We start from the raw sequence: 22,443 nt of genomic DNA, 5'->3' as shown, positions 1-22,443 counted from the left end.
TACAGATGAAATTCGGACAGGTAGCAGATCCTTCGACGATTGACTTTACAATCCCCCAAACTCCTCAGCAATCCCTCGACTTATTACTAAAAAACAAACAGGAGCAGCCTTTGGAGGTATATGTAGGTTGTGCCAAATGGAATAAAAATGACCTTAAAGGATTCTATCCCCGTGGCACGAAGGACGAATTAGCCTACTATTCGACACAGTTCAATGCTATTGAACTAAATGCTACATTCTATAACTCGCCTTCAAAAAGTCAGGTAGAAACCTGGAAAAACAAAACCCCAGAAGATTTTAAGTTTTTCCCTAAGATTCCGCAGTCCATCAGCCATTTCGGAAGATTATTGAATACAGACGAAAAAGTAAATGCATTTGTAGATTCTACCGTACTATTTGAGGAAAAGCTAGGCATGGCTTTCCTTCAACTAATCGACAATTTCAAACCAAAGGACTTTGACCGACTAGAATCTTTCTTGAGGAATTTCCCAAAAGGATACCCCTTAGCTGTTGAGGTACGTAATGAAGAATGGTTCTCTCCGTCAGTAGCCGAACGCTTCTATGCCTTATTAGAAGAAACAAACAAGACCAATGTCCTAGTCGATACAGCAGGAAGACGTGACATGATGCACATGCGTTTTACCACACCTACCGCTTTTATCCGTTATGTAGGAGCCAACCACCCATCGGACTATACAAGATTGGACGAATGGGTCAAAACGACAGTACAGTGGAAAGAGGCTGGCTTGCAACAACTTTACTTTTTCATCCATCAAAATATAGAAGTCGAGTCTCCCTTACTAGCAGCACATTTCATAGAAAAACTAAACAAAGCGATAGGCAGCAATCTCAATATCCCACAAAAGCCAGGGGATGCAAACAATAATAGCGCACCTACACTATTCTGATATGACACTAAAAGGTATTCATCACATTGCTATCATTGTAAGTGACTATACACGCTCAAAAGAGTTTTACACGCAATTGTTAGGATTGGAGATTCTGAAGGAGGTATATCGAAAAGAACGGGACTCATTCAAGCTCGATCTCGCTATTGGCAATCATTATGTTATTGAGCTTTTCTCCTTTCCGAATTATGTACCCCGCCCATCCTACCCGGAAGCACTTGGTCTACGCCACCTTGCCTTTGCTGTAGACAGCATCGAACAATGGATAGATAAGCTACAAAATAATGATATCCCCGTAGAGCCAATCCGTGTAGATGAATACTCTGGTAAAAAATTCACCTTTTTTCAAGACCCTGATGGGCTCCCTTTAGAATTGTACGAATACCAATAGAAAAGACACTTAAAGGCCACAAATCTTCTCCAGATAATGCTTGTTAATACCAAAATAAGCTTTAGTGCTATGGAGTTTATTTAAGATTTCTTGTTTCTTTAGCGACGATATTTCTTTCTTCTCCGCAACAATCATTACATTTTTAGGAGTATGTGCATCAGAGATAAATTGCATTACCTTAGTTTGATAACCATAATACTCAAGGATTAATGCTCTTATACTATCTGTTAACATCTCAGCATGGCGTTCTAAAAAAACACCGTGCCTAGTCATAAAATCCAGCTCATTTTTTTTCTTTACCCGTTCGAGTTCCCTACGCACCTGCTTATGACAGCAGGGCGCTACCACAATAAGCTTCGCATTGTACTGTATCCCCTTAAATATCGCATCATCTGTTGCCGTATCACATGCATGTAAAGCAATCAAAATATCAAGTTCATCTTCCGACACATAAGCATCAATAGTTCCCTGTGAAAAATGCAACGAATTGAATCCTGTATCTTTTGCAATCCCATTACACAACTCAACCAAATCCTGTCTATACTCGATCCCCTCTACCTTACTTTCTTTCTTTAATTCATTCGTTAAGTAATCGTACAATGCGAAAGTCAAGTATCCCTTACCAGCTCCCATATCCACGACCTTCAGTACATGATCCGACTGAAGCGTATTTAAAGAAGAGCTTAGAAGCTCAATATAATGATTGATCTGTTTCCATTTATCCTGAGCAGCTTTATACACTTCTCCCTTTTCATCCGTCAAACGTAGGGCATGAAGATAGCTTTTATTAGACTCTCCAATTTTTCGTTGCTTTTGCACATCGTGACTTCGTTCTTCTGGTTTCTTAGCCGTTGGCTTCTCCTTCCGTTCCGCCCATACACCTTTTTTGTTCTGCTGACAAATGAAGTTAGCTTCTACAGTGAATAAAGTACCGATTTTAAACTGTCCTGTATTTAGAAAATCCGCTATACGTTGCACCCCTTCTTTGATAGCATAATTTTTGGTAATATCCCTCGTTTTATACCTAAAGGTAAATGAAAGATTGATTTCCCGTTTTATCGACACCAACTTAACATAAACCTGTTTTAGCTCCTTTTCAGGACCATGATAATCTCCCAGTGACAGCTTGATAAAGTGGTCCTGTTCTATACTATTATTCAGCTTTTCGAAAAAAGAAGGTAGTGCCATATTGCAAATAGTGATTTTAGGCCACAAAGATACAAAATCAATTATTGCTGCTCCTACCTAATATTCCAACTACTACGATATTTAGATCTTTAACAGAAATTTCATCCCTGACATTCGTCAATCCGAAGCATTTTATTTAAGTTTGGGATAGACTCAGATTTACTATGCAGAACCCAGAAATTGAAGCCGTATTCTTTGATATTGACGGCACTTTACTAAGTTTCAAAACACACGAAGTATCTCCATCCACAGAAGAGGCGCTCGCACAGCTTCAAGCCAAAGGAATCAAAATCATACTATCCACAGGACGATCTATCAATAGCATAGACCACGTCAGGTACTTAGATTTTGACGGCTATATCACTTTCAATGGCGGCTACTGCGTGTCTAAAGAAGGTCATATTCTCTTCAAAAAATCTATTGATTCAAAGGATATCGAAAGTCTTCTAAAACATGCAAATGAAAAACCTTTAAGTTTTTCATTCATGTCAGAGAAGGAAGTAACTATACACGATGTAACGCCGGAGATTGCAGGCATGTACGCCCACCTTAACCTTCCTGTACCTCCACTGGTAGATATGGATAATGTAAATACAGACGAAATACTACAGACCAATATTTTCCTTGGACCAGATGAAGAGGAACAATTTATGCAAGAAGTAATGCCCAACTCCATAGCTTCCCGTTGGACTCCCCTATTTGCAGATGTGAACCCTAAAGGACAAAGTAAAAAAGTCGGTATAGATATTTTTTGTGAACATTACGGAATAGACATAACCAAGACCATGGCCTTTGGAGATGGAGGAAACGATATCACTATGCTTCAACATGTAGGCATAGGAGTAGCCATGGGAAATGCCAATCCCGAAGTAAAAGAAATAGCAGACTACATCACAGACGATGTTGATAGCGATGGTATTTGGAATGCTTTAAAGCATTTTAACGTATTGTAATCCACAAAAAAAGGTAAAGTGAAAACTTTACCTTTTTTATTAAATAGCTTATCAGCCTCAATTCAACAGTTGGTACAACGCGTGTATCCCATATTCCCTCAATTTTACTTCTCCCTTAAAACTATTGGCTACCTCTCCTCCTCTTCCACTTATTTCCACTTTTTCAACTCTGTCAAATTGAGATAACCAGGACAGATGTCTTTGGGCTGTCTCATTACGTGTGTAAGATAAAAGAAAAGCATGATCTGTTGACACATAAGGAAATTCATTTTTCCCGTTTGCGTCGGTACTTAGCCCGATCTGTTTACCCTCTATTCGCTTATAGAATTTATAGAACATCTTCTCAGGAAGGTATCCTGCCAAATGGGGTGATGCATTGAATGTAAATAAAATATTAGGCACCGCTTCCTCCCTTATTTCTTTTTTCTCTATCGCATTAAAATTCTCATCATAATCGTATGCAATGATGCTATCCGTTTGTAGCACATCATTGGCCCGCCATTGTATATCCATATACCCACCATAATAGTTCTTTAAGGTATCAACTGGGATATTATAACGCTGTAAACGGTTTTCATACTTCTCTAAAACAGGTCGGATATCCGCTTGACAATATACATTTAACACATTAGACGGAGGCAACTCCCGTACGTTAGCCTGTTGTGGCAATCGTAAAATATCATTAGACAAAGACCAATTTGCAGTTATCATTCCCTTTTTAAATGACAAATTTGCGTCCGCATCATTTCCCTTTTGCTTCCATTCGATATCGGCAGTATTTTCAAAACTAAACTCCGTTAGTGTTTTAATCGGCACCATTGCTGTAGTTCGTCCTTCCCAAATTTTCAACATTGCCGCTTTCTTATCTTTCTTATCAAAGCTAAGAGCTACTAAGACATTTTTGGAATCTCCGAGAAGTACTACCCTATTATCCTTACCATTAATCCACCAAAAATCATTTTCTTTTTCTATTCCAGTACTGTCGATACCGAGCTCAGTCCGCACGAAACCCTGTAACTGCTCTTGATTCTCAACACTAAACCATGTATACCACGTCTCTTCTTCATCTTTCAACGCAAACATATACACGTTAGCAGGAATTGATATTCCTAGGTTACGACTCGATTTACCATCACTTGTCGTATCGGTACTATCCTTACCAAAATAAGTCCCAGGATTTGAAATTGCATTCCAAGCAATGTCTGTCAGTATTTTATCTACAGCAACTTTAATCACATACTCACTTTCTTGATGGACCAAGCCTCCCTTCGAACGAGACTCCCGTACCGCCAAGAATAGATAGAGGCCTATTGCGATTACCGCAATAAGCCCCACTACTATAAATACTATTTTTTTCAATAGCTTCATTATTCTTTTAGTTTCAATGACCAACGATCCAAAACATCAAATAGGAATGCTAATGCATTACCTTTTCTATTCGGAAATTCCACAGCGATTTCTCCTGTTACTTTATTTCCTTTGACCCCTGTAGAAGTCATATAGAAATCACCGTATTGTTGTAATTCGGCAACAGTCTCCTCTATAGAGCGCTCAACTGGGATATCTAATTCCTCCAATAAAACAGGTATACGTTTTGTATTGAACAATAAGCTCAAATTATTTTTCTTAGCCATTGCTACATAAGGAGCATGTCCTTTTCCAGCGTAATGATTTGACTTTATCATCTCCATTTTAGCCATGTCATTACCAATAAATACCATCCCCTGCTTGATCAATAAATAAACAGTAATACCAGATCCCTTATTTTCCTTAACCTCATAGATACCATCATGATCAACTAATTCATTCTCCTGCACGCCGATCTGGATTATCTTTTCGAAAATACGTGTGTCATCCGAAGAAAACATCCATAAGAACTGAGGAATAGTCTCCGTTTTAGTTTTCTCTACTTCCGTATAGTTGTAATCGTCATCGTACTCATAATCAGTGTATGTTACATCTACTTTAGTCACACCATTTAAAACGAACAGGTTGTCACCTTTTATAACCTTTGCAATAGCCTTTTGATCCAAAGCAATGTCAAACAACATTGCACCTAAGCTAATCATGTTTGAATATCTTGGCATAAACGAGCCATAATAACTTTCCATGATTTTCGGAAGGTTCTTCAGGTAGGCCTCCGTATTCACATTAAAGGAGAAAAAGCCTAATACATCTTTATCCAAAAAAGGATAGAACTTTGGATTTAACTTCTTATTATAAATTTCCTTATAGTAAGAAGCCATCTCTTTGTCCAATGTCGCAGATCCAACGAACTTCAACTTATTTCCATCAACAACAATACTTGCATCGATTCCGTCAATACCATAGTCAAACTTTGGCTTTACACCGAACAACTCGCTAAGCGCTTCCTCAGGATAAAGATACTTGTAATAAGAAAACACATCTGCAGCATGGATATGTGCAATCGTATTGGCACTCAGCTTTGGTAATCTCTTAGCATCAAATGACTTGTAACCACCTGCCAACAGAAGTTCCATCTCGGCATTGACCCATTGTTTCACCAAATCATTTTTAATTGAATCGTTATGTCTCGTAATACTATCATAACGCGTATAATAATCATCAGCATACTCATCCTGCGCTAAAATAGAATCAACAATAGCATACTCGTCCTCATCTGTTGTATCTATCGGTGCAAGAATCGGTGGCGCTGCCAACTCATATTCCATTTCTTCCTCACTAACAGCAGCAGTAGCACGTGCAGCATCTGCTGCGGCTGAGTCCGCTGCGGCATCAAAGTCATATGCATCCCAAGTTGTTGCAGCTGAATCTACAACAGCTTCTGCATACTCCGCGTCATAAGCATCATATGCATTAGCTATCAATCCGTATCGATTGATTACATCCTCTTTTCTGAAATAGTAGTCCATAGCCAGACCTCCTAATACATACACTGTATTCTGATCCCAGCTAAGACGTAGAGAACGATCAGCAGAATAGATTGTAGGAAGAGAATTGACAATCTCTACTTTTTTATGTTTTGGGATAATGGACTCAAACTGGCTTTTGTCGGACAACGGGATTAAAGCGCCAATATACTGTACGCTATCTGTACTACGTACATACGCATAAGCTTTAGCTTTAAGATCGATTCCCAAGTCCTCTATCTTTGACGGTTTCAGTTTACTATCGCTGTTCATTTTATCAAAAAGCCCTAAACGGGTTAACGTAAGGTTCAGATCAGCAATATTCAAATGGTCAAATACAGCTTTATTATTGAAAGATACGACCACTTTAGCGTCATGAGGTACTTTCCGGATTAGGTCTTGAGCATTTGATGCTAAGGTCATCATTATGCCAAGTGCTAGTGCAGCAAATTTGTGTAGATACATATTTAAATTATAAAATTTTAAGCTTTTTATTTTAACGATATTTGGTTTGACAAGCTGACATTCCCATTCACTAGTTCTAATACTCCTACCCGCATCATGACAGCTTTTTTATTATCCGATATTTTCCCAACTTTATTATCCTGTTTTAGGACATTATCCTGAAACCTGTATATACTTGTAAAATAGGCATCGGAGAATGATTTCTGATTCTCTGGTTTCAATTTTGCTAACCCTTTCTTGGCTTCATCACTGTACGTATAGCTCCGCGCAAAGACCTTTGTCTTCGCATCATATGAATAACTTGAATAACTCGAGACTTTAGCTTTAAAATGTGTAGACAATGTCTTCGTAAAAGCATTCAATGCCCCTACATTGGTAAAGTCACATGATAAAGTACCTATAAAGTTATTGAAATCCAGACTATGCTGAACATTAGAAATCCCAGGCGTCTGCCTCAAAAGCTTCACGATATCATTGACCTCGGCTTGTATCTCTGATTTTGAAGGTACTTTCACCCCGTCTACTTTATCTAATTTCATTAAAGAAGCAACTTTCACCTTACTCTTACTCAAATTGACAGTTGCTTTTATACTACCTGAACCATTTGATTTCAGATTCACATCCTCTACCACATCAAAACAACTTGTCAAACTAAGAGTAGTGATAAAAACAAGTAGACAAACAAACCACCGATGCATTTTCATGACTGGATTAACCATATATAATTTACAAATTTCACAATGTCACAAAGGTAACAAGTACCTTCAAAAAATAATGAATGCATAAGTACAAAAGCTATTCCAAATCATATTCTAGAGCAAAAAAAGTACAATATTCACTGTTTTCCGGGATAATACAACTGCCACTATCGCTGATATTTGACACCTTCTACTGTCAATCGCACAGTAAATATTACATAAAGTTAATTTGTTCCTAACCACATTCTTCTTAGCTTCGCATATTATAATTTAATGCTATGCGCACTTTCAAAACACTATCTTTAGTTATAGTAACTGCATGGACATTAGCCGGTTGTAGGACTACCTACGTCCCCCGAGTAAGCGAGCCGACTACATATTCCATAAACTCATCCCTGCCGGAAGACAGTACTATTATTCACTACTACACTCCTTTTAAAATACAGATGGATCAGGAAATGAATAGACAAATTGGTTATTCGACACATTTTCTAAACAAAAGTAGGGCCGATGCAGAAAGTCTTGCAGGCAACTTCTTCGCTGATGCACTACTTGCCATGGGTAAAAACATAGATCCCGATGCGCAGATGGCTATTGCCACCAAAGGAGGGATTCGCTCAGAAGTAAAACAAGGTCCTATCACGGTAGGTTCCATGTTTGAGCTTATGCCTTTTGAAAATACAGTCACTATACTTGAGCTGTCGGCCCAGGACATTACAGTCCTTGCAGATTTTATAGCCAAAACCGGAGGTCAACCTATAGCGGGATTCACCTTAAAAATTAAGGGAGACAAAGCCTCAGACATCCGTATTAATGGCAAAGAAATCGACCCTAAGCAATCATACAAGTTGGTTACTTACGATTATCTCGCCAATGGAGGAGATTATATAGAAGGTATTACCACTCCAATCCACCGGACAAATAGCAGTTTGCGCGTCCGCGAAGGGCTAATACAGTATGTAGAAAAAACAACTAAAGAAGGTAAGAATATAAACACCGAGCTAGATGGAAGAGTTACAGTCATTAAATAGAAGATTATTTCTAAAAAGAGCGGCCGCTTTAGGTCTATTGGCTTCTTTCGCCCCTTTCGATAGTTTTGCTAAAAGTTCATCGAAATCAAAAGATGTCAAAATAACCATATTACATAGTAATGATGTGCATAGTCGTATCGAACCATTTCCAATGGACGGCTCAAGGATGCAGGGCTTAGGAGGTGTGGCGCGTAGGAGTACATTAATCCAAAAAATAAGGTCGGAAGAAAAAAATGTCCTGTTGTTTGATGCTGGAGATATGTTCCAGGGTACCCCCTATTTCAATTTGTTCGACGGACAAGTCGAACTGGAGCTAATGTCAAAACTGAAGTACGATGCTGGGACATTCGGCAACCATGAATTTGACAATGGCCTCCAAGGTATCTTAAAGCACTTTGACAAGGCCAACTTCCCCTTTATCACCTCCAATTATGATTTTTCGGAAACTGTTCTTGCAGGAAAAACCAAGGAATACCTTTTATTTGAGAGAGATGGCGTAAAAATCGGTGTATTCGCACTCGGAGTCAATGTGGAGGGCTTGGTCGACCCTAACGGTTACAAAGGCATGAAATACCTTGATCCGATGGAAGTGACTAATCGCATTGTTCCTAAGCTAAAAAAAGACCTTAAGTGCGATCTTGTGATATGTCTTTCCCACATGGGCTACTCTTACAAAGACGATACCATCTCTGATTTAAAACTTGCTGCCAATAGCAGAGATATCGACCTAATCATAGGTGGGCATACCCATACATTTTTAGAAAAACCTATAGAGGTTAAGAATCTCGATGGAAAAATCACATTGGTAAATCAAGTTGGTTTTGGAGGGGCAAGCTTTGGACGAATTGATTTTATCCTTAACCCTAAGACAAAACGCAAACAGATATTACTAAGCAGTAATTATACAATTGACAAAAGTTTAGAACAATCACTTGCCTAGATTTTCATAGCAACATTGAAAGCCCTCGTACGTCTCTATATAAATTCTTATAAAGGATTATCCCCTGCTGCCTGGCTATTAGCCTTGGTAATGCTCATCAACCGTACGGGTTCTATGGTTATTCCATTTCTAGGGATATACATGTCATCAGAACTCAACTTTTCCAAAACGCAGATCGGTTTGGTGCTGGGCTGTTTTGGGCTCGGCTCAGTAGCGGGTTCTTGGCTTGGAGGTTGGCTTACAGATAGATTTGGTAATTTCAAGGTACAGACCTGGAGTCTTATCCTTGTAATTCCGCTGTTTCTCATACTTCCTCTTTTTCGGACTTTTGAGACTTTAGCAGTAATGATTTTTATACTGACACTTGTAGCAGACACTTTCAGACCTGCCAACTCCGTGTCAGTAGCACGATACGCTAAGCCTGAAAATATCACCCGGGCATACTCTTTAAACCGTATGGCCGTTAATCTAGGCTTTTCCATAGGGCCTGCTTTAGGTGGCTTCTTGGCAACTTTTTCGTACAACTGGATTTTCTACGGCAACGCCATCGCCGCTAGTATTGCAGCCATCGTCTTTATTTACTTTTTTAGGAACAAAAAAGGGAATAACAAATACAGTCACCCACAGCCCCAAGAAGCCCCAACAAACAGTAGTACACCAGAGAAAAACGCATACCGAGATGGTTTATTTATAGGATTCAATATTTTCTGTTTCCTCTTCTCGATGGCATTTTTTCAGTTGATAACGACTCTCCCTCTATTCTACCGGGATGTCCATCATCTCGATGCCAGTCAAATTGGTCTGCTTCTCGGATTCAGTGGTTTTGTTATTGTTCTGTTCGAAATGGTTTTGATACACCTTATTGAAAACCGTATGACAGTCAGACAGATTATGCTGATCGGTACAGCTATTGCTGCTGGGTCCTATTACATGCTCAACTTTGATTTTGGGATGATATGGCTCTTTCTAGCCATGCTGGTACTTTCTACAGGTGAAATGCTAACACTTCCCTATACCGCCACTATTTCTATACAACGAGCTGGGAAAAATAATCAAGGAGCATACATGGGGTTTAACTCATTAGCATTTGCCGCCGCCAATATTTTCTCGCCCTACTTAGGTACCTATGTTGCCGAACATTTTGGATACCAAGTGCTGTGGAAAACTACAGGGACTGTTTTATTGATAGTGAGTCTTGCTTTTTATTGGATAATATCCAAAATGAAGGAAAGTTAACCTACATTTCGTTCATAAGGCACACGTGTCAAGATAGACCTTCCTAAAGTAATCTCATCTACATATTCCAACTCTCCGCCAAATGCAATACCACGAGCAATCGTACTTACCTGTACATCAAACTCGCGAAGCTTACGACAGAGATAAAATATCGTCGTATCTCCTTCCATAGTTGCACTAAGGGCCAATATAATCTCCTTAACCTCTCCTTTTCGCAACCGCTCTAGGAGCCCCTCAATTTTTAAATCAGACGGACCTATACCATCCATTGGTGATATCAATCCGCCAAGGACATGATACACTCCTTGATACTGATTTGTATTCTCAATAGCCATCACGTCACGCGTATCTTCAACAACACATATGGTCGATTTATCCCGCTTTATCGATTGACAGATTTCACAGGTTGGGTCATCCGATATATTATAACACACCTGACAATAACGAATCTTCTCTTTGAGCTGATCGATAGACTGCGTAAAGCGGCTCACCTCCTGATTGGATTGTTTCAAAAGGTGCAACACTAACCGTAAAGCAGTCTTGTTACCAATCCCTGGTAAACGCCCAAACTCTTCGACAGCGTTTTGCAATAATTTGGAGGAGAAGTTCATTTGGCAAAAATAAAAAGTAATTTTCTATTTTCAGCATTAACCGATTCTTTTCAATTCTGGTATTGCATACTCTTTTCTGTTTGATTATATTGTGGCATATTGTTCACGATATCTACGTATATATGACAGGAGAGAATAGAATTAGAAATTCATTTGCCAATAAGACGTGGCAGGAAATAAAAGTTAAGGACTCATGGCAGATTTTCAAAATCATGTCCGAGTTTGTAGATGGTTTTGAGAAACTGGCAAAAATCGGACCTTGTGTATCTATCTTTGGTTCGGCACGTACACCAGAGACGCATCATTATTATGAGATGGCAGTAGAAATTGCCAAGCTTTTAGCAGAAAAAGGGTATGGAGTTATTTCGGGTGGAGGACCTGGTATTATGGAAGCCGCCAATAAAGGTGCCTATCTTGCTGGCGGTAAGTCTGTAGGCTTGAATATTGAACTTCCTTTCGAACAATTTCACAACAAATATATCGACAGGGACAAAATCATGGAGTTCAATTACTTCTTTGTCCGCAAGGTAATGTTTATGAAATATTCGCAAGGATATATTGTCATGCCTGGAGGATTTGGTACTATGGACGAATTATTTGAAGCTATAACGCTAATCCAGACGGGCAAAATCGCTCGTTTCCCTATTATTTTAGTAGGTTCGGATTATTGGGGTGGATTATTGGAATGGGTAGAGAAAACTATGCTTAGCAATGCTTACATTGCTTCAGAAGACCTCAAGTTATTCCGCTTGGTAGACACCGCGGAAGAAGCCGTCGAACATATCTTCCGTTTCTACGATAAGTATCTATTGAAACCGAATTTTTAATAAGGTATTTTACAAAAAGTAAAACCCCTTAACCAAACTGGTTAAGGGGTTTTTATAAATACTACTATTCTCAAATACTAGAAAGCGTAACGCAATCCCAACGTTGCTGTCCAAGTTGTACCTTTTGTACTTGCTGGACGGAATGGAGTATTAACCAAGTAAGGAGCTCCATTATCAATATTCGCATCCGTATTGTTCATCATACGAAAAGTTGGTACATTCTGATTATCAATACTACGCGTAGTCAAAATATTTCTTCCCGCGCTTAATATATTTGTTTGAACTCCCCAATTTGAATTTAGCAAGTTTGCAAAGTTTACAATATCCACCGTCATTTGTAATTTATCACCTTTCATTCCAATATTACTAAATAAATCTTGTGTCCAGCGCACATCAAATCTATTCAACCAAGGCATTAAGAACTCATTTCTTGGCAAATACTTACCTCGATAACTCTCTAAGTTATTTTCAGCAATGAAAGCTTCGAGCGCTTTTTCTTGATCATCTACAGTGAATTTTTTACTTACCGTTTGTCCTGCTGAATTTTTGTAGTTTACAGAATATTCTTCGAACCTCAAGTCAGAAGCCTTATTGGGTAAGTACATTAAATCAACAGCTAAACCATCACCGTTGAGGTCATTTTGGTAGTAATAGGAGTAACGGCCTTGATGAGATCCGTCATAGTATATCCCCAATGTAGTATTCTTGATAGTATAACTAATGTTAGCAACAACACGATGTGGAATAGCAAAATTAGAGGTATGCAACATCATGTCATTAGGTGAATTGATTACCGGAGACGCCCCCCAAGCTGATGCTGCACTGGATCCGCTGTTTGCCGAAACATCTTTTGCTTTAGAGTAAGTATAGAACACCGAACCAGACAAGCCGTTCCATCTAGATACTGAAGCTCCGAAAGTAGCAGATAAAGCATATCCTTTAACACTTGTGTTCGTTAAGACAGTAGCACTATTCGCTCCAATTTTATCATTATATCTATAATCGCTCAAATTAGTGTAAAGCTCTCGATTATCGCCTGCATTATTTAAGAAGTTTTTAGAAGATTTACGATTTGCACCAAACTGCATTACTGCATAGACATCCTTAGTATACAATAGATCGGTTATTAAGGTAACTGGAGTATTCGGTATCTGATAATCTACCCCCAAGCTTGATCTCCATACCATCGGCATTCTAAAATTATCATCCACTAAGGCAAAAGTAGCGGGAGCTCCTTCGTTGGGTGTTTTTATAAACACATTCTCACCTCCGGCAGGAACATTATTAACATAATAGTAAGGATCATTTGGTTGGAATCTAATTCCTCCAATCCAATCTTTGACAGCATTATATCCGTCTGGTTCTATTGTATTTTGTAAAACTCCAGAAGCTGTTGGCATATTTGTCAACCACACGAATGGGATACGGCCTGTAAAAATCCCCGTACCACCACGAAGAGTCAGGCTACGATCTCCAAATACATCATAATTAAATCCTAAACGAGGAGATAACATAACACGAGATTTAGGCCAAGTACTAGACGAGTAATGTCTTGGATTTCCATTAATATCTAAAAGCTCTAGAGCATCTATAGATTTATTCCCTGCCAGTTTATTAATATAAATTGGCAATTCTGCCCGTAAGCCAAAAGTCAAATCTAACTGATCATTTACTGAAAAACGATCCTGAGCATACAAAGAGGCTAAACCAAAATTAATTCTTGAATATGTATCCTGACCTTCATAAGGATAAGTAATACCATACATAATAGGCGCTACTTCCTGAGGGGTCCCTGTTTTTAAGAAATCAGCTACAGAAGCATAACGATAGTACCCAGTCCCCATACGGGTATAAGAATTACCAAATTTTTGAATTTCAAAAGCAGCTCCAGCAGTAATATTATGCTTACCGAAATTCATATTCAAATTATTGGTAAAAGAGTAATTATCATTCACTACGTCATTTTTGTAGGAGAAAAGCTCTGTACCAAAACTCATATAGTTAGCAGTTCCAACTGCAGGGTTTGATCCAACGTTACCATCCCAAATATCAACAAAAGGGAACAATTGATCCGAAGGTGTTTTGCGTCGCTCTTGAATCTTTGAATAAGTGAATAAGAACTTATTAGAAAAGATTGAATTAAAGGACGAATTCAACTCTGTAGTAAAAGATCGAACAATATTCTCAAAACTATAATGTGCATTCTGAAAAGCCATTGAATTTTCCGAAATCCTATATGATGTCGAACGAGGTCTAGGTCCAGAGTCATTATTTGTAATCTGATTAGATTCTCCACGTAATACGTTATAACGGAATGCTAATTTATGCTTATCGTTAATATTATAATCAATACGTGCTAAGAACTTATTACCATATTGTTCAGCAGTATTTGCAAATCCCTGATATGCTCCTGGATCATAGCCCCAAACTGTCTTAAGATGGTTTTGAACAGCTATTAAGTCATCCTCTTTTACACGTGAAATATTCTGAGCTATATTTGCCGTTCCATCTTTTGAAGCCTTCCATAAATTGGCACCAGAAGCGTTAGCCCCCGTAGCTGCCTCACGTTCGGCAGATAAAAAGAAGAATAACTTATCTTTTATAATAGGCCCTCCAACTGTAACACCAAAATTCTTTTTTGCTCCCAAAACAAAATCAGGACCTTTTTCTCCGTTAATTTTATAGCCGTTAAGGTTCTCATTCGTAAAATAACCATAGGCCGTTCCATGAAATGTATTTGTACCAGATTTGGTTACGGCATTGATTCCGGCTCCTGTAAATCCAGATTGTGTTATATCAAATGGCGCTATGTTAACAGAAATTTCTTCGATTGCATCCAAAGAAATAGGTTGGGAACGTCCTCCAGGAAGAGGGTTATTTGTATCCGTTCCAAATCCGTTATTAAAGTTAGCACCATCAATTTGTAGATTATTATAACGTGCATCTCTACCAGCAAATGATGTTCCATTTGCCTGAGGAGTAAGACGAGTAAACTCTGTAATACTACGAGAGGTTTGAGGTAATACCTGAATCTGGCGTTGCCCAACACGTGTTGAAGCTCCAGACTTTAGTACTGATGCTCCTCTTCTACCTGTCACAGTTACTTCGTCTAAAGCTTTAGCCGTGTCACCAAAGATTGGATTTAACACAAAAGCTTGTCCCAATTGAAGATAGACATCCTCATACACGATAGGATTCTGTCCTACATAAGTAACTTCGACGCGGTAAGGCCCTCCCACACGCATATTGGCTAGATTAAACCGACCAGTTGAATTAGCAGAACCAGAATAGGCGGTTCCCGAAGGCAAGTGGATTGCTTTAATTGTAGCTCCAACTGTAACATGTCCTGAAGACTCGGTCACAACTCCATTCATGCTACTTGTAGTAACCTGCGCCTGAACGGTACCATAACTGGCTAAAACCAAAGCGAAAAAAAGTAAAGATTTTTTCATATTTATTTTTAAGATAGTTAAATCGACAACAAAACTAACAAGAGTGTTATCAAAAAGACGCACTTAACATAAATTTAATATACAGTAAATCAACATATAACACAAAACATAAGCTTCATATTTCAACAAAAATTACACTTATTTCAAAACATCTTAGAAATAAGAACAGCTTGTTAAAAACTTAATTTGATTTGACACCAAAAATTATACTTTTAACAAAAATTAACATTTATGAAATCGTTAAATTATTTTGCAAAGCGAACGGCCGAACGTAACAATGTTAATTTTTTAAAACAATTTCCTAACTAACATTTTTCCGTTATAAACAACAAAATGGCTGAAAATAATAAATACTTAAAAAACGTGTATTTTACTTCAAAACAATGCTTTATCGGAACATAAAAAACCCTACCTTTGCGCCAAATTTATAGCTAATCTAATAATGCAAAAAAAATCCACCCTATTGTATGCTACCTTAGCATGCATGCTTACTGGTAATATTGCTTTAGCCCAACAAGTAATAACCGGTAAAATCACGGACGGGAAACATCCTATCGCCGGAGCAACAATTTTAGTTTCTGGAAGTAAAATTGGAACGTCATCAGACGCCAATGGTAATTTTACACTAAAAACAGAACACAACACTGGACAACTAGAGATCAAGTACATTGGTCATGCGCCACAATCACTTACTTTTTCAGAAAAAAGTACTATCGGAACGATTATTTTAGTTCCTACAGCGGACCAATCTCTTGACGAAATCGTTATTGTCGGAAAGGGCGTGATTGATATTGCAGAGGGTAGACAGACCCCCATTGCGGTATCCACAATCCGCCGTGATGAAATTGAAGAGAAAGTAGGTGCTCAGGATATTACAGCTGCATTAGCGAATACACCATCTGTTTATATCTCAAGTCAGGCACGTGGCTTTGGGGAATCGTCAATGACAACGCGTGGATTTGATCAATCCAACACCGCATTCTTACTAAATGGTCAGCCGATCAATGGTATGGACAATGGCCGGGTGTACTGGTCTAACTGGAATGGCTTGACCGATATTGCATCTGTTATTCAGATCCAACGCGGTTTAGGTTCTTCAAAATTAGCAATCTCTTCTGTAGGTGGTACCACAAACTTCGTTACAAAATCTACGGACATGAAAGAAGGTGGTTTCTTCAGCCGCTCTGTTGGTAACGACATGTACCGTAAATCCACTTTGGCCTATAATACAGGTTTATTAAAAAGCGGTTTTGCAGTATCAGCTATGATTACGGATTGGCGTGGTGATGGTTATATGGACAGGACTGGAGGCGCAGGACAAAACTACTTCCTATCTATAGGCTACAAAGTCAATGAAAAGCATAACCTAAACTTGATGGTGACAGGTGCACCACAATGGCATAACCAAGGTTACACATCAAGATTAAGCAATTTTTTAGAAAAGGGACGTAAATTCAACGACAATACTACCATCATCAATGGTGTAGAAATGAATCCCCGTAAAAATTTCTACCATAAACCCGTTGCTAACTTTAACTGGGATTGGCAGATTTCCGATAAGGCATCTTTATCAACTGTAGTATATGCTTCCATGGCGAGAGGCGGTGGTCAGTCTTACCAAAAAGCGGATAAAACGTTTACAGCCCCCCTACTGGTTGCAGAAGTTAACAACCATCAATGGTATGGTATTGTTTCCAATTATAATCGAAAGTTGAATGATTACTGGAATTTCAATATTGGTTTTGACTTACGTGATTATAAGGGCGAGCATTACAAACAAGCAACAGATTTGTTAGGAGCTAATAGTATCGGTCACCAAGGAAATGTGAATTTACCTGGAGTTACCAACATCACTAACACTTATACAACAAACCCTTGGAAAACGTGGGGAGATCGTCCTAAAAATGCGGAAGACCGCTTAGGATGGGATTACGATCAAATGATTCGTTATGGAGGTGTTTTTGGACAACTTGAATTTGCAAAAGACGGTTTTACCGCTTTCTTCCAAGGTTCAGCTTCGCAACAACAAAATATCCGCGAAGACTATTACTTGTATAAAACTGGAGAAGGCAGATCTGAAAAAGTAAATAATTTTGGATACAATGCAAAAGGAGGTTTGAGTTACACTATCGAAAATCATACGCTATTCGGTAATGCTGGTATCTACTCCAGACAGCCTTATCAGAATAACATTTTTATGAACTATAGAAATGATATAAACACCAATGCTGAGAATGAAGAAATCGTTGGTTTAGAACTTGGGTATAAATTTGCGTCGGAATATTTTGATGTAAACCTTAATGCTTACCGCACAACATGGGACAACCGTGTTACTGGAAGTTCTAGCCGCGCTACAGCAGCTGATGTTAAAAAGTACAATCCAAGCAATGATCCTTCTCTACTTGTAGAAAATGATTACATATATTTCTCTAACTATGGCGTTAAACAAGTACACCAAGGTTTGGAATTGGATTTTGTAGTACGCCCATTCAAAGGTTTTAGGTTAAAAGGTTTCGGATCACTAGGTGACTGGAAATATGATGGAAATGCCACGACTATAGTTCGTAATGAAGCTCGTGTTGAACTGGCAACAACTAACCGTGACCTGACTGACGTACACGTAGGCGATGCAGCACAAACTTCTTATGGTGCTGGAGCAAAATACTCTCTACCAATGGGGTTATCTTTCGATGCCGATTATAGACGTTACGAGCGACTATATGGTAGCCTTCCGAAGGTAGGTTCTACATTACATTTGCCAAACTACGAATTAGTAGATGCTGGTATTTCCTATAAACTACAAATCAGTCACAAGAACACATTAAGCTTGCGTGCTAGTGTCAATAATTTATTCGATAAGTTATACATCACTGATGCTACATCTAATGTTGAGCCAACAGCCACCTCCGAATACTGGAAAGGGATCGAAACATCCAACTTTGTATTGATGGGATGGGGACGTACTTGGAATGGATCAATTAAAATGACTTTTTAATCATTTTATCTTATATCATAAAAGAGGGGCTGTCTCGTAATACTCGAGACAGCCCCTCTTTTATACAGCAAAAAACTATTACTTCACATTTCTTAAACTAAAAAAGGTTCAACTTCATACCAACTAGGGTACATTTTATTATATAATAAGGATTTCATACGGACTTTATTCGGAGATAACAGGGACTTCATTCGGATAAAAGCGAATAAAACCCCTGTTATTTCCCTTGTGTGTTCTGATTTAATACTTGTTAAATAATAACGTAGTAATAACATGTTCCCTAGCTATTAGTATTAGCTAATTAAGCTTAAAATAATACGGGAAGAGCAGAAAATAGACCAATGGGCTCTGCTTGTGGAAAGCTCAGACCTTTAAATGAGGCTAGATATTAAAATCAACGTAAGAAATAAAAGCAAAACGGCCTCCAGTGTAACCCGAGGCTTAATGTATTTAAAATGAGTTTTCTTAGAAGTAGACGTTATCGTTCATTTCGACTGTAGGGCAGCGAAATAGAGATCCCCCTTTTTTATTTTATGAAATATTACTAAATGAATCCACATAATCGATAGAGATTATACGTTCGTTCATCATTCGTACCCGTTGTCTCCTACTCGATATCTCATATACTACCATAAGCTTGTCCCCCTTTTTCTCAATCCCCTTTCGCAACGAGTTAATACCACTTTCTTTTAGAAAAGTCTCGAACTCATATAGTCTGGATGCTTTGTTATCTATAAACGTAACATAAATCGTTCTCGAGAAATAAATATTAGACAATACCGTTTCCATCTTCTGAAATAATGAGAGTACCACGACCATCAATATTGCAAGAGAAATACCGAGCATAAACTGTCCAAATCCAACCAACATCCCCACTGCAGCCATCGTCCATATTACAGCTGCAGTAGTCAAGCCCTGAACAGAGAACTTACCACGAAATATCACCCCCGCCCCCAAGAAACCAATTCCTGTAACAATGTTTGCCGCAATCCGGTCATCTGCCATATTCCCTAGACGCGAAGCCATCGTAAATATAGTAGCTCCCAAACAAATCAAAATAACAGTACGAAAACCTGCAGACTTATTACGGTACTCACGCTCCATGCCCACGATAGAACCGCATAGCAAGGATACTACAATTGTTTGAAAGTTCTCATTAGAGAATAAATCACCTATCATAAGGATGAATGAAATAAAAATTAAAACTTAGATCAATATATCTAAAAGCAAATATAAATGCAAAAGCAATAATTTGAAGACCTCTTTCAAGCATTTTATTTTTTCTGTTATTATTGTGACTTATACCAGTAAATCATACATTTACTATAACTTACATGACCATTCCTTACGTAGCTTATGAAAAGAAACGGATTTAAACATCAGTCCTTGTGCGTTGCAATCGCCTCCCTATCTGCGTTACTAGGTTCCTGTGCTTCTTACCAAAACTCAGCTTTCTCCTCACAGTTGAGACATAGCAACTGTAATCAACAAAATATATACAGCTATAAAGAAAGCGAGCTTCCCGTCCCACTGCATGAACTCTCCATCGACAGTCTATTGCATAATAAGATATCAAAGAAAAGCCTCAACATCGCCAACGCCATAGGAATACTAGATCCATTGACGCGTTACGCACGTGCTAAACAAGACATTAGCTCAGCTTCCGTGGAACATAAATTGGATATGATCAGTTTGAGATTAGATATCTTTCAGAAGATAAATAATGCTTCGTTGATTGTATCCGCAGTTTCTTCAGAGATGGACTGCGAAGAAGAACGCACAAGTCAAATAGCCAATTTTTTAGAAGGTAAACAAAGTGACTTAGAATCCAAACTTACGATTAGTGCTATTGTCATAGGAGCAAGTGGAGCTATTGCGACGGGTGGAACAATCAGTAATGAACGCGTAAGTAATAGTATAGGTATTGGCACAGGTATCGCAGAAGCGTCTATAGGTTTACTGATGCTATTCAACAAGCGTAAAATAGATTTCTATCATGAAAGAAATGCATTGAGAGATGTATGGCTTGGGAGTGAAACATCAACCAACTTTCCTCCTTTTATCTGGTATTATCTAAACTACGCTGACCCTAGTGAACCTGACACCAAATCAGTAAGAAATCAAATTATTGAAAAGTGGAAGAACTTTGGACAAATAGACGAAGAGGACGATGAATTAAAATTAGACAAACTATATTTTGGAAAGGGAGGAAAGTATAAAGCGGAAGAACTTAACAATCGCGCAGATATGTACGACCAAGTCGAATCTCACATTAACCTCTTAAAACAAGAACTGATGGCACTTTCCTTAGAGATAGAACGACTATAGCTGCAAAAAACAAATAAGTCGGACTTCATTTCCAGGAGCCCGACTTATCGATCGAAGGATTAACTTTTTTGTTTCCAGCCTCCGCCTAGTGCTCTATACAAATTTGCAATAGACTGAAGCTTTAATGTTTTGGTCGTCGCAAGTCCCAAGTCAGCCTGTAGTTTATTAGTCTGCGCTAAAATTACTTCTAGGTAACTGGCATTGTTATAACGGAATAGTGTCAAGGAATTATTCACCATAACTCCAGCCCGATCCACCATTTGCAGCGAAATCGCTTCTTGCTCTTCCAGCTTTTGTATCCGTATCAATGCATCCGACACTTCTGTTGCGGCCACTAATAGAGATTGTTTGAAATTCAATTCAGCTTGCTCCACCATAATCTTAGACTGTTCATATCGTGTTTTCAGTTGCTTTCCCTGCAATACCGGTTGCACAACACTCCCTGCAGCCATCCCGAACAACGAACCGGGTAGGTTAAACCAATTCGAAGCTTTAAAAGCATTCAGTCCACCCTGCGCTGTAATATTCAATGCCGGATACATACTTACTTTAGCGGCATGTGTTGCCAACTGTAGTTTCCGGATTTCCAATTCACTACTGCGCACATCGGGTCTATTTCCAAAAAGCTGAACCGGTACCCCTGTTTCCATTTCCTTAGGTACTAAGATCTCGTCAAGTCCTTTGCTCCGCACTATTGCGGCGGGGACACGTCCACAGAGCAACTGTAACGCATTTTCTTGCGTATGGACAGCACTCTCAATATCCCGCAACTGATGATCTAACTGATCGCGCGTCATTTCTTGCTGTTGAACAGCCAGAGCATTCGTCAACCCTAATTCCATTTGCTTTTGGAGAATGGCAAGTGTACTATCCATCAATAGCAAATTCTGCTGACTCACTTCCCGTTGTTTGTCCAACATCAGAAGATTATAATAACCTTGTGCTACTTCGCTGACCAATCCAGATTTGACAGCCCGTACTGCTTCTTCCGTTTTTAAATAATCAACCAATGCCTCTTGCTTCTGTGCCTTTATTTTTCCCCATATATCGGCCTCCCAAGAAACACCCAACACAGCAGCATTATAATCGGGGGTATAGCTTTTACCTATCCCCTGCTGTGCCATCTGCCCATTTAAACTGTTATCAGAAGGTCTATTTATACCCGCTCCAACGACAGTAGCCTGCACAACCGGTACATTCGCCCATTTAGATTGCTTATATCCCAATGAGGCTATCTCAATCTGCTTGATAGCAACCAGCAAATTGTTATTCTTAGCTAAGCTACTATCTATAAGCTGGATCAACAGCGGGTCCCTAAAAAAACTATGATAATCCAGATTAGCGATATTTTCGGCCGAGTCTGTACCGACCCCATCGAACACATCTCGATAACTCGCTGCAACCGGCAGATTTTCAGATCGCTGATATTTCTGTACTGTACATGCCCCCAATCCGGCTAATAGCGCCAATGGGATAGCTTTGAGTATAATATTTTGTTTCATTTTTGTAATTCCTATATGCATAACCCC

The 22,443-nt window shown here is 38.8% G+C and carries 17 protein-coding genes; 9 read left to right on the top strand and 8 right to left on the bottom strand.

Features of this window, described 5'->3' with window-relative positions:
* Positions 1-5 precede the first annotated feature (5 nt).
* Positions 6-908: a DUF72 domain-containing protein gene (locus tag CLV99_RS13585; RefSeq protein ID WP_133585032.1), complete on the top strand. Its 903-nt coding sequence runs from the start codon at positions 6-8 to the stop codon at positions 906-908.
* On the top strand, positions 874-1,299 hold the full coding sequence (gene gloA2, locus CLV99_RS13580) for an SMU1112c/YaeR family gloxylase I-like metalloprotein (protein ID WP_246032771.1): 426 nt from the start codon (positions 874-876) through the stop codon (positions 1,297-1,299). Before CLV99_RS13585 ends, gloA2 begins: the two co-directional genes overlap by 35 nt.
* A 9-nt stretch (positions 1,300-1,308) precedes the next feature.
* Here gloA2 and CLV99_RS13575 read toward each other — a convergent pair whose 3' ends face one another.
* Complete coding sequence (locus tag CLV99_RS13575; RefSeq protein WP_133585031.1) at positions 1,309-2,487, bottom strand: class I SAM-dependent methyltransferase; 1,179 nt, start codon at positions 2,485-2,487, stop codon at positions 1,309-1,311.
* Positions 2,488-2,651: 164 nt separating this feature from the next.
* Here CLV99_RS13575 and CLV99_RS13570 point away from each other — a divergent pair, with 164 nt between their 5' ends.
* The gene (locus tag CLV99_RS13570) at positions 2,652-3,440 is read left to right on the top strand and encodes a Cof-type HAD-IIB family hydrolase (RefSeq protein WP_133585030.1); all 789 of its coding nucleotides are present in this window, start codon (positions 2,652-2,654) and stop codon (positions 3,438-3,440) included.
* A gap of 57 nt (positions 3,441-3,497) precedes the next feature.
* Here the strand turns inward: CLV99_RS13570 and CLV99_RS13565 are convergent, their stop codons facing one another.
* From CLV99_RS13565 to CLV99_RS13555, 3 genes are read right to left on the bottom strand one after another with little or no spacing between them, the layout of a single operon-like run.
* A complete protein-coding gene (locus CLV99_RS13565; protein WP_133585029.1) occupies positions 3,498-4,808 on the bottom strand; it encodes a hypothetical protein in 1,311 nt (436 codons plus the stop codon).
* Positions 4,808-6,796, bottom strand: coding sequence for a hypothetical protein (locus CLV99_RS13560; protein ID WP_133585028.1), 1,989 nt, complete (start codon positions 6,794-6,796; stop codon positions 4,808-4,810). Before CLV99_RS13560 ends, CLV99_RS13565 begins: the two co-directional genes overlap by 1 nt.
* 26 nt (positions 6,797-6,822) lie before the next feature.
* Positions 6,823-7,500 (bottom strand): hypothetical protein, encoded by a 678-nt coding sequence (locus CLV99_RS13555; RefSeq protein WP_246032770.1) that lies wholly within the window; start codon positions 7,498-7,500, stop codon positions 6,823-6,825.
* A gap of 272 nt (positions 7,501-7,772) precedes the next feature.
* Between CLV99_RS13555 and CLV99_RS13550 the strand changes: the two genes are divergently transcribed.
* The 3 genes from CLV99_RS13550 to CLV99_RS13540 are packed head-to-tail and all read left to right on the top strand — an operon-like array spanning position 7,773 to position 10,701.
* Complete coding sequence (locus CLV99_RS13550; RefSeq protein WP_246032769.1) at positions 7,773-8,525, top strand: 5'-nucleotidase C-terminal domain-containing protein; 753 nt, start codon at positions 7,773-7,775, stop codon at positions 8,523-8,525.
* The gene (locus tag CLV99_RS13545; protein WP_133585027.1) at positions 8,500-9,465 is read left to right on the top strand and encodes a bifunctional metallophosphatase/5'-nucleotidase; all 966 of its coding nucleotides are present in this window, start codon (positions 8,500-8,502) and stop codon (positions 9,463-9,465) included. Before CLV99_RS13550 ends, CLV99_RS13545 begins: the two co-directional genes overlap by 26 nt.
* 15 nt (positions 9,466-9,480) lie before the next feature.
* Positions 9,481-10,701 carry an MDR family MFS transporter gene (locus tag CLV99_RS13540; RefSeq protein WP_133585026.1) on the top strand — a complete coding sequence of 407 codons (1,221 nt, stop codon included), beginning with the start codon at positions 9,481-9,483 and terminating at the stop codon, positions 10,699-10,701.
* On the opposite strand, the gene recR is transcribed toward CLV99_RS13540, so the two are convergent.
* Positions 10,698-11,312, bottom strand: coding sequence for a recombination mediator RecR (gene recR / locus CLV99_RS13535; protein ID WP_133585025.1), 615 nt, complete (start codon positions 11,310-11,312; stop codon positions 10,698-10,700). The genes CLV99_RS13540 and recR overlap by 4 nt on opposite strands.
* 122 nt (positions 11,313-11,434) lie before the next feature.
* Between recR and CLV99_RS13530 the strand changes: the two genes are divergently transcribed.
* Complete coding sequence (locus CLV99_RS13530; RefSeq protein WP_133585114.1) at positions 11,435-12,139, top strand: LOG family protein; 705 nt, start codon at positions 11,435-11,437, stop codon at positions 12,137-12,139.
* 77 nt (positions 12,140-12,216) lie between these two features.
* On the opposite strand, the gene CLV99_RS13525 is transcribed toward CLV99_RS13530, so the two are convergent.
* Positions 12,217-15,591, bottom strand: coding sequence for a TonB-dependent receptor (locus tag CLV99_RS13525; protein ID WP_211348540.1), 3,375 nt, complete (start codon positions 15,589-15,591; stop codon positions 12,217-12,219).
* A 442-nt stretch (positions 15,592-16,033) separates the two neighbouring features.
* Here CLV99_RS13525 and CLV99_RS13520 point away from each other — a divergent pair, with 442 nt between their 5' ends.
* Entirely contained in the window at positions 16,034-18,586 is a 2,553-nt protein-coding gene (locus CLV99_RS13520) for a TonB-dependent receptor (RefSeq protein ID WP_133585024.1), read from the top strand.
* 531 nt (positions 18,587-19,117) lie between these two features.
* Here CLV99_RS13520 and CLV99_RS13515 read toward each other — a convergent pair.
* A complete protein-coding gene (locus CLV99_RS13515) occupies positions 19,118-19,765 on the bottom strand; it encodes an MgtC/SapB family protein (protein ID WP_133585023.1) in 648 nt (215 codons plus the stop codon).
* 177 nt (positions 19,766-19,942) lie between these two features.
* On the opposite strand from CLV99_RS13515, the gene CLV99_RS13510 reads away from it, so the two are divergent.
* On the top strand, positions 19,943-20,914 hold the full coding sequence (locus tag CLV99_RS13510) for a hypothetical protein (RefSeq protein ID WP_133585022.1): 972 nt from the start codon (positions 19,943-19,945) through the stop codon (positions 20,912-20,914).
* A gap of 59 nt (positions 20,915-20,973) precedes the next feature.
* Here the strand turns inward: CLV99_RS13510 and CLV99_RS13505 are convergent, their stop codons facing one another.
* Positions 20,974-22,416 (bottom strand): TolC family protein, encoded by a 1,443-nt coding sequence (locus tag CLV99_RS13505; RefSeq protein WP_133585021.1) that lies wholly within the window; start codon positions 22,414-22,416, stop codon positions 20,974-20,976.
* Positions 22,417-22,443: the final 27 nt, after the last annotated feature.

The organism is Sphingobacterium yanglingense (genome assembly GCF_004363245.1).
In the GTDB taxonomy this organism is placed as follows: Bacteria; Bacteroidota; Bacteroidia; order Sphingobacteriales; family Sphingobacteriaceae; genus Sphingobacterium; species Sphingobacterium yanglingense.
The sequence above is the reverse complement of the archived record's forward strand: the minus strand, read 5'-3'. Positions and strand labels throughout refer to the sequence as shown.

Coding starts and splice junctions, on each gene's coding strand:
- CLV99_RS13505 (WP_133585021.1), bottom strand. CDS start 22,416: ATGAAACAAAATATTATACTCAAAGCTATCCCATTGGCGCTATTAGCC.
- CLV99_RS13515 (WP_133585023.1), bottom strand. CDS start 19,765: ATGATAGGTGATTTATTCTCTAATGAGAACTTTCAAACAATTGTAGTA.
- CLV99_RS13555 (WP_246032770.1), bottom strand. CDS start 7,500: ATGAAAATGCATCGGTGGTTTGTTTGTCTACTTGTTTTTATCACTACT.
- CLV99_RS13550 (WP_246032769.1), top strand. CDS start 7,773: ATGCGCACTTTCAAAACACTATCTTTAGTTATAGTAACTGCATGGACA.
- CLV99_RS13530 (WP_133585114.1), top strand. CDS start 11,435: ATGACAGGAGAGAATAGAATTAGAAATTCATTTGCCAATAAGACGTGG.
- CLV99_RS13560 (WP_133585028.1), bottom strand. CDS start 6,796: ATGTATCTACACAAATTTGCTGCACTAGCACTTGGCATAATGATGACC.
- CLV99_RS13565 (WP_133585029.1), bottom strand. CDS start 4,808: ATGAAGCTATTGAAAAAAATAGTATTTATAGTAGTGGGGCTTATTGCG.
- gloA2 (WP_246032771.1), top strand. CDS start 874: ATGCAAACAATAATAGCGCACCTACACTATTCTGATATGACACTAAAA.
- CLV99_RS13575 (WP_133585031.1), bottom strand. CDS start 2,487: ATGGCACTACCTTCTTTTTTCGAAAAGCTGAATAATAGTATAGAACAG.
- recR (WP_133585025.1), bottom strand. CDS start 11,312: ATGAACTTCTCCTCCAAATTATTGCAAAACGCTGTCGAAGAGTTTGGG.
- CLV99_RS13520 (WP_133585024.1), top strand. CDS start 16,034: ATGCAAAAAAAATCCACCCTATTGTATGCTACCTTAGCATGCATGCTT.
- CLV99_RS13585 (WP_133585032.1), top strand. CDS start 6: ATGAAATTCGGACAGGTAGCAGATCCTTCGACGATTGACTTTACAATC.
- CLV99_RS13510 (WP_133585022.1), top strand. CDS start 19,943: ATGAAAAGAAACGGATTTAAACATCAGTCCTTGTGCGTTGCAATCGCC.
- CLV99_RS13525 (WP_211348540.1), bottom strand. CDS start 15,591: ATGAAAAAATCTTTACTTTTTTTCGCTTTGGTTTTAGCCAGTTATGGT.
- CLV99_RS13570 (WP_133585030.1), top strand. CDS start 2,652: ATGCAGAACCCAGAAATTGAAGCCGTATTCTTTGATATTGACGGCACT.
- CLV99_RS13545 (WP_133585027.1), top strand. CDS start 8,500: ATGGAAGAGTTACAGTCATTAAATAGAAGATTATTTCTAAAAAGAGCG.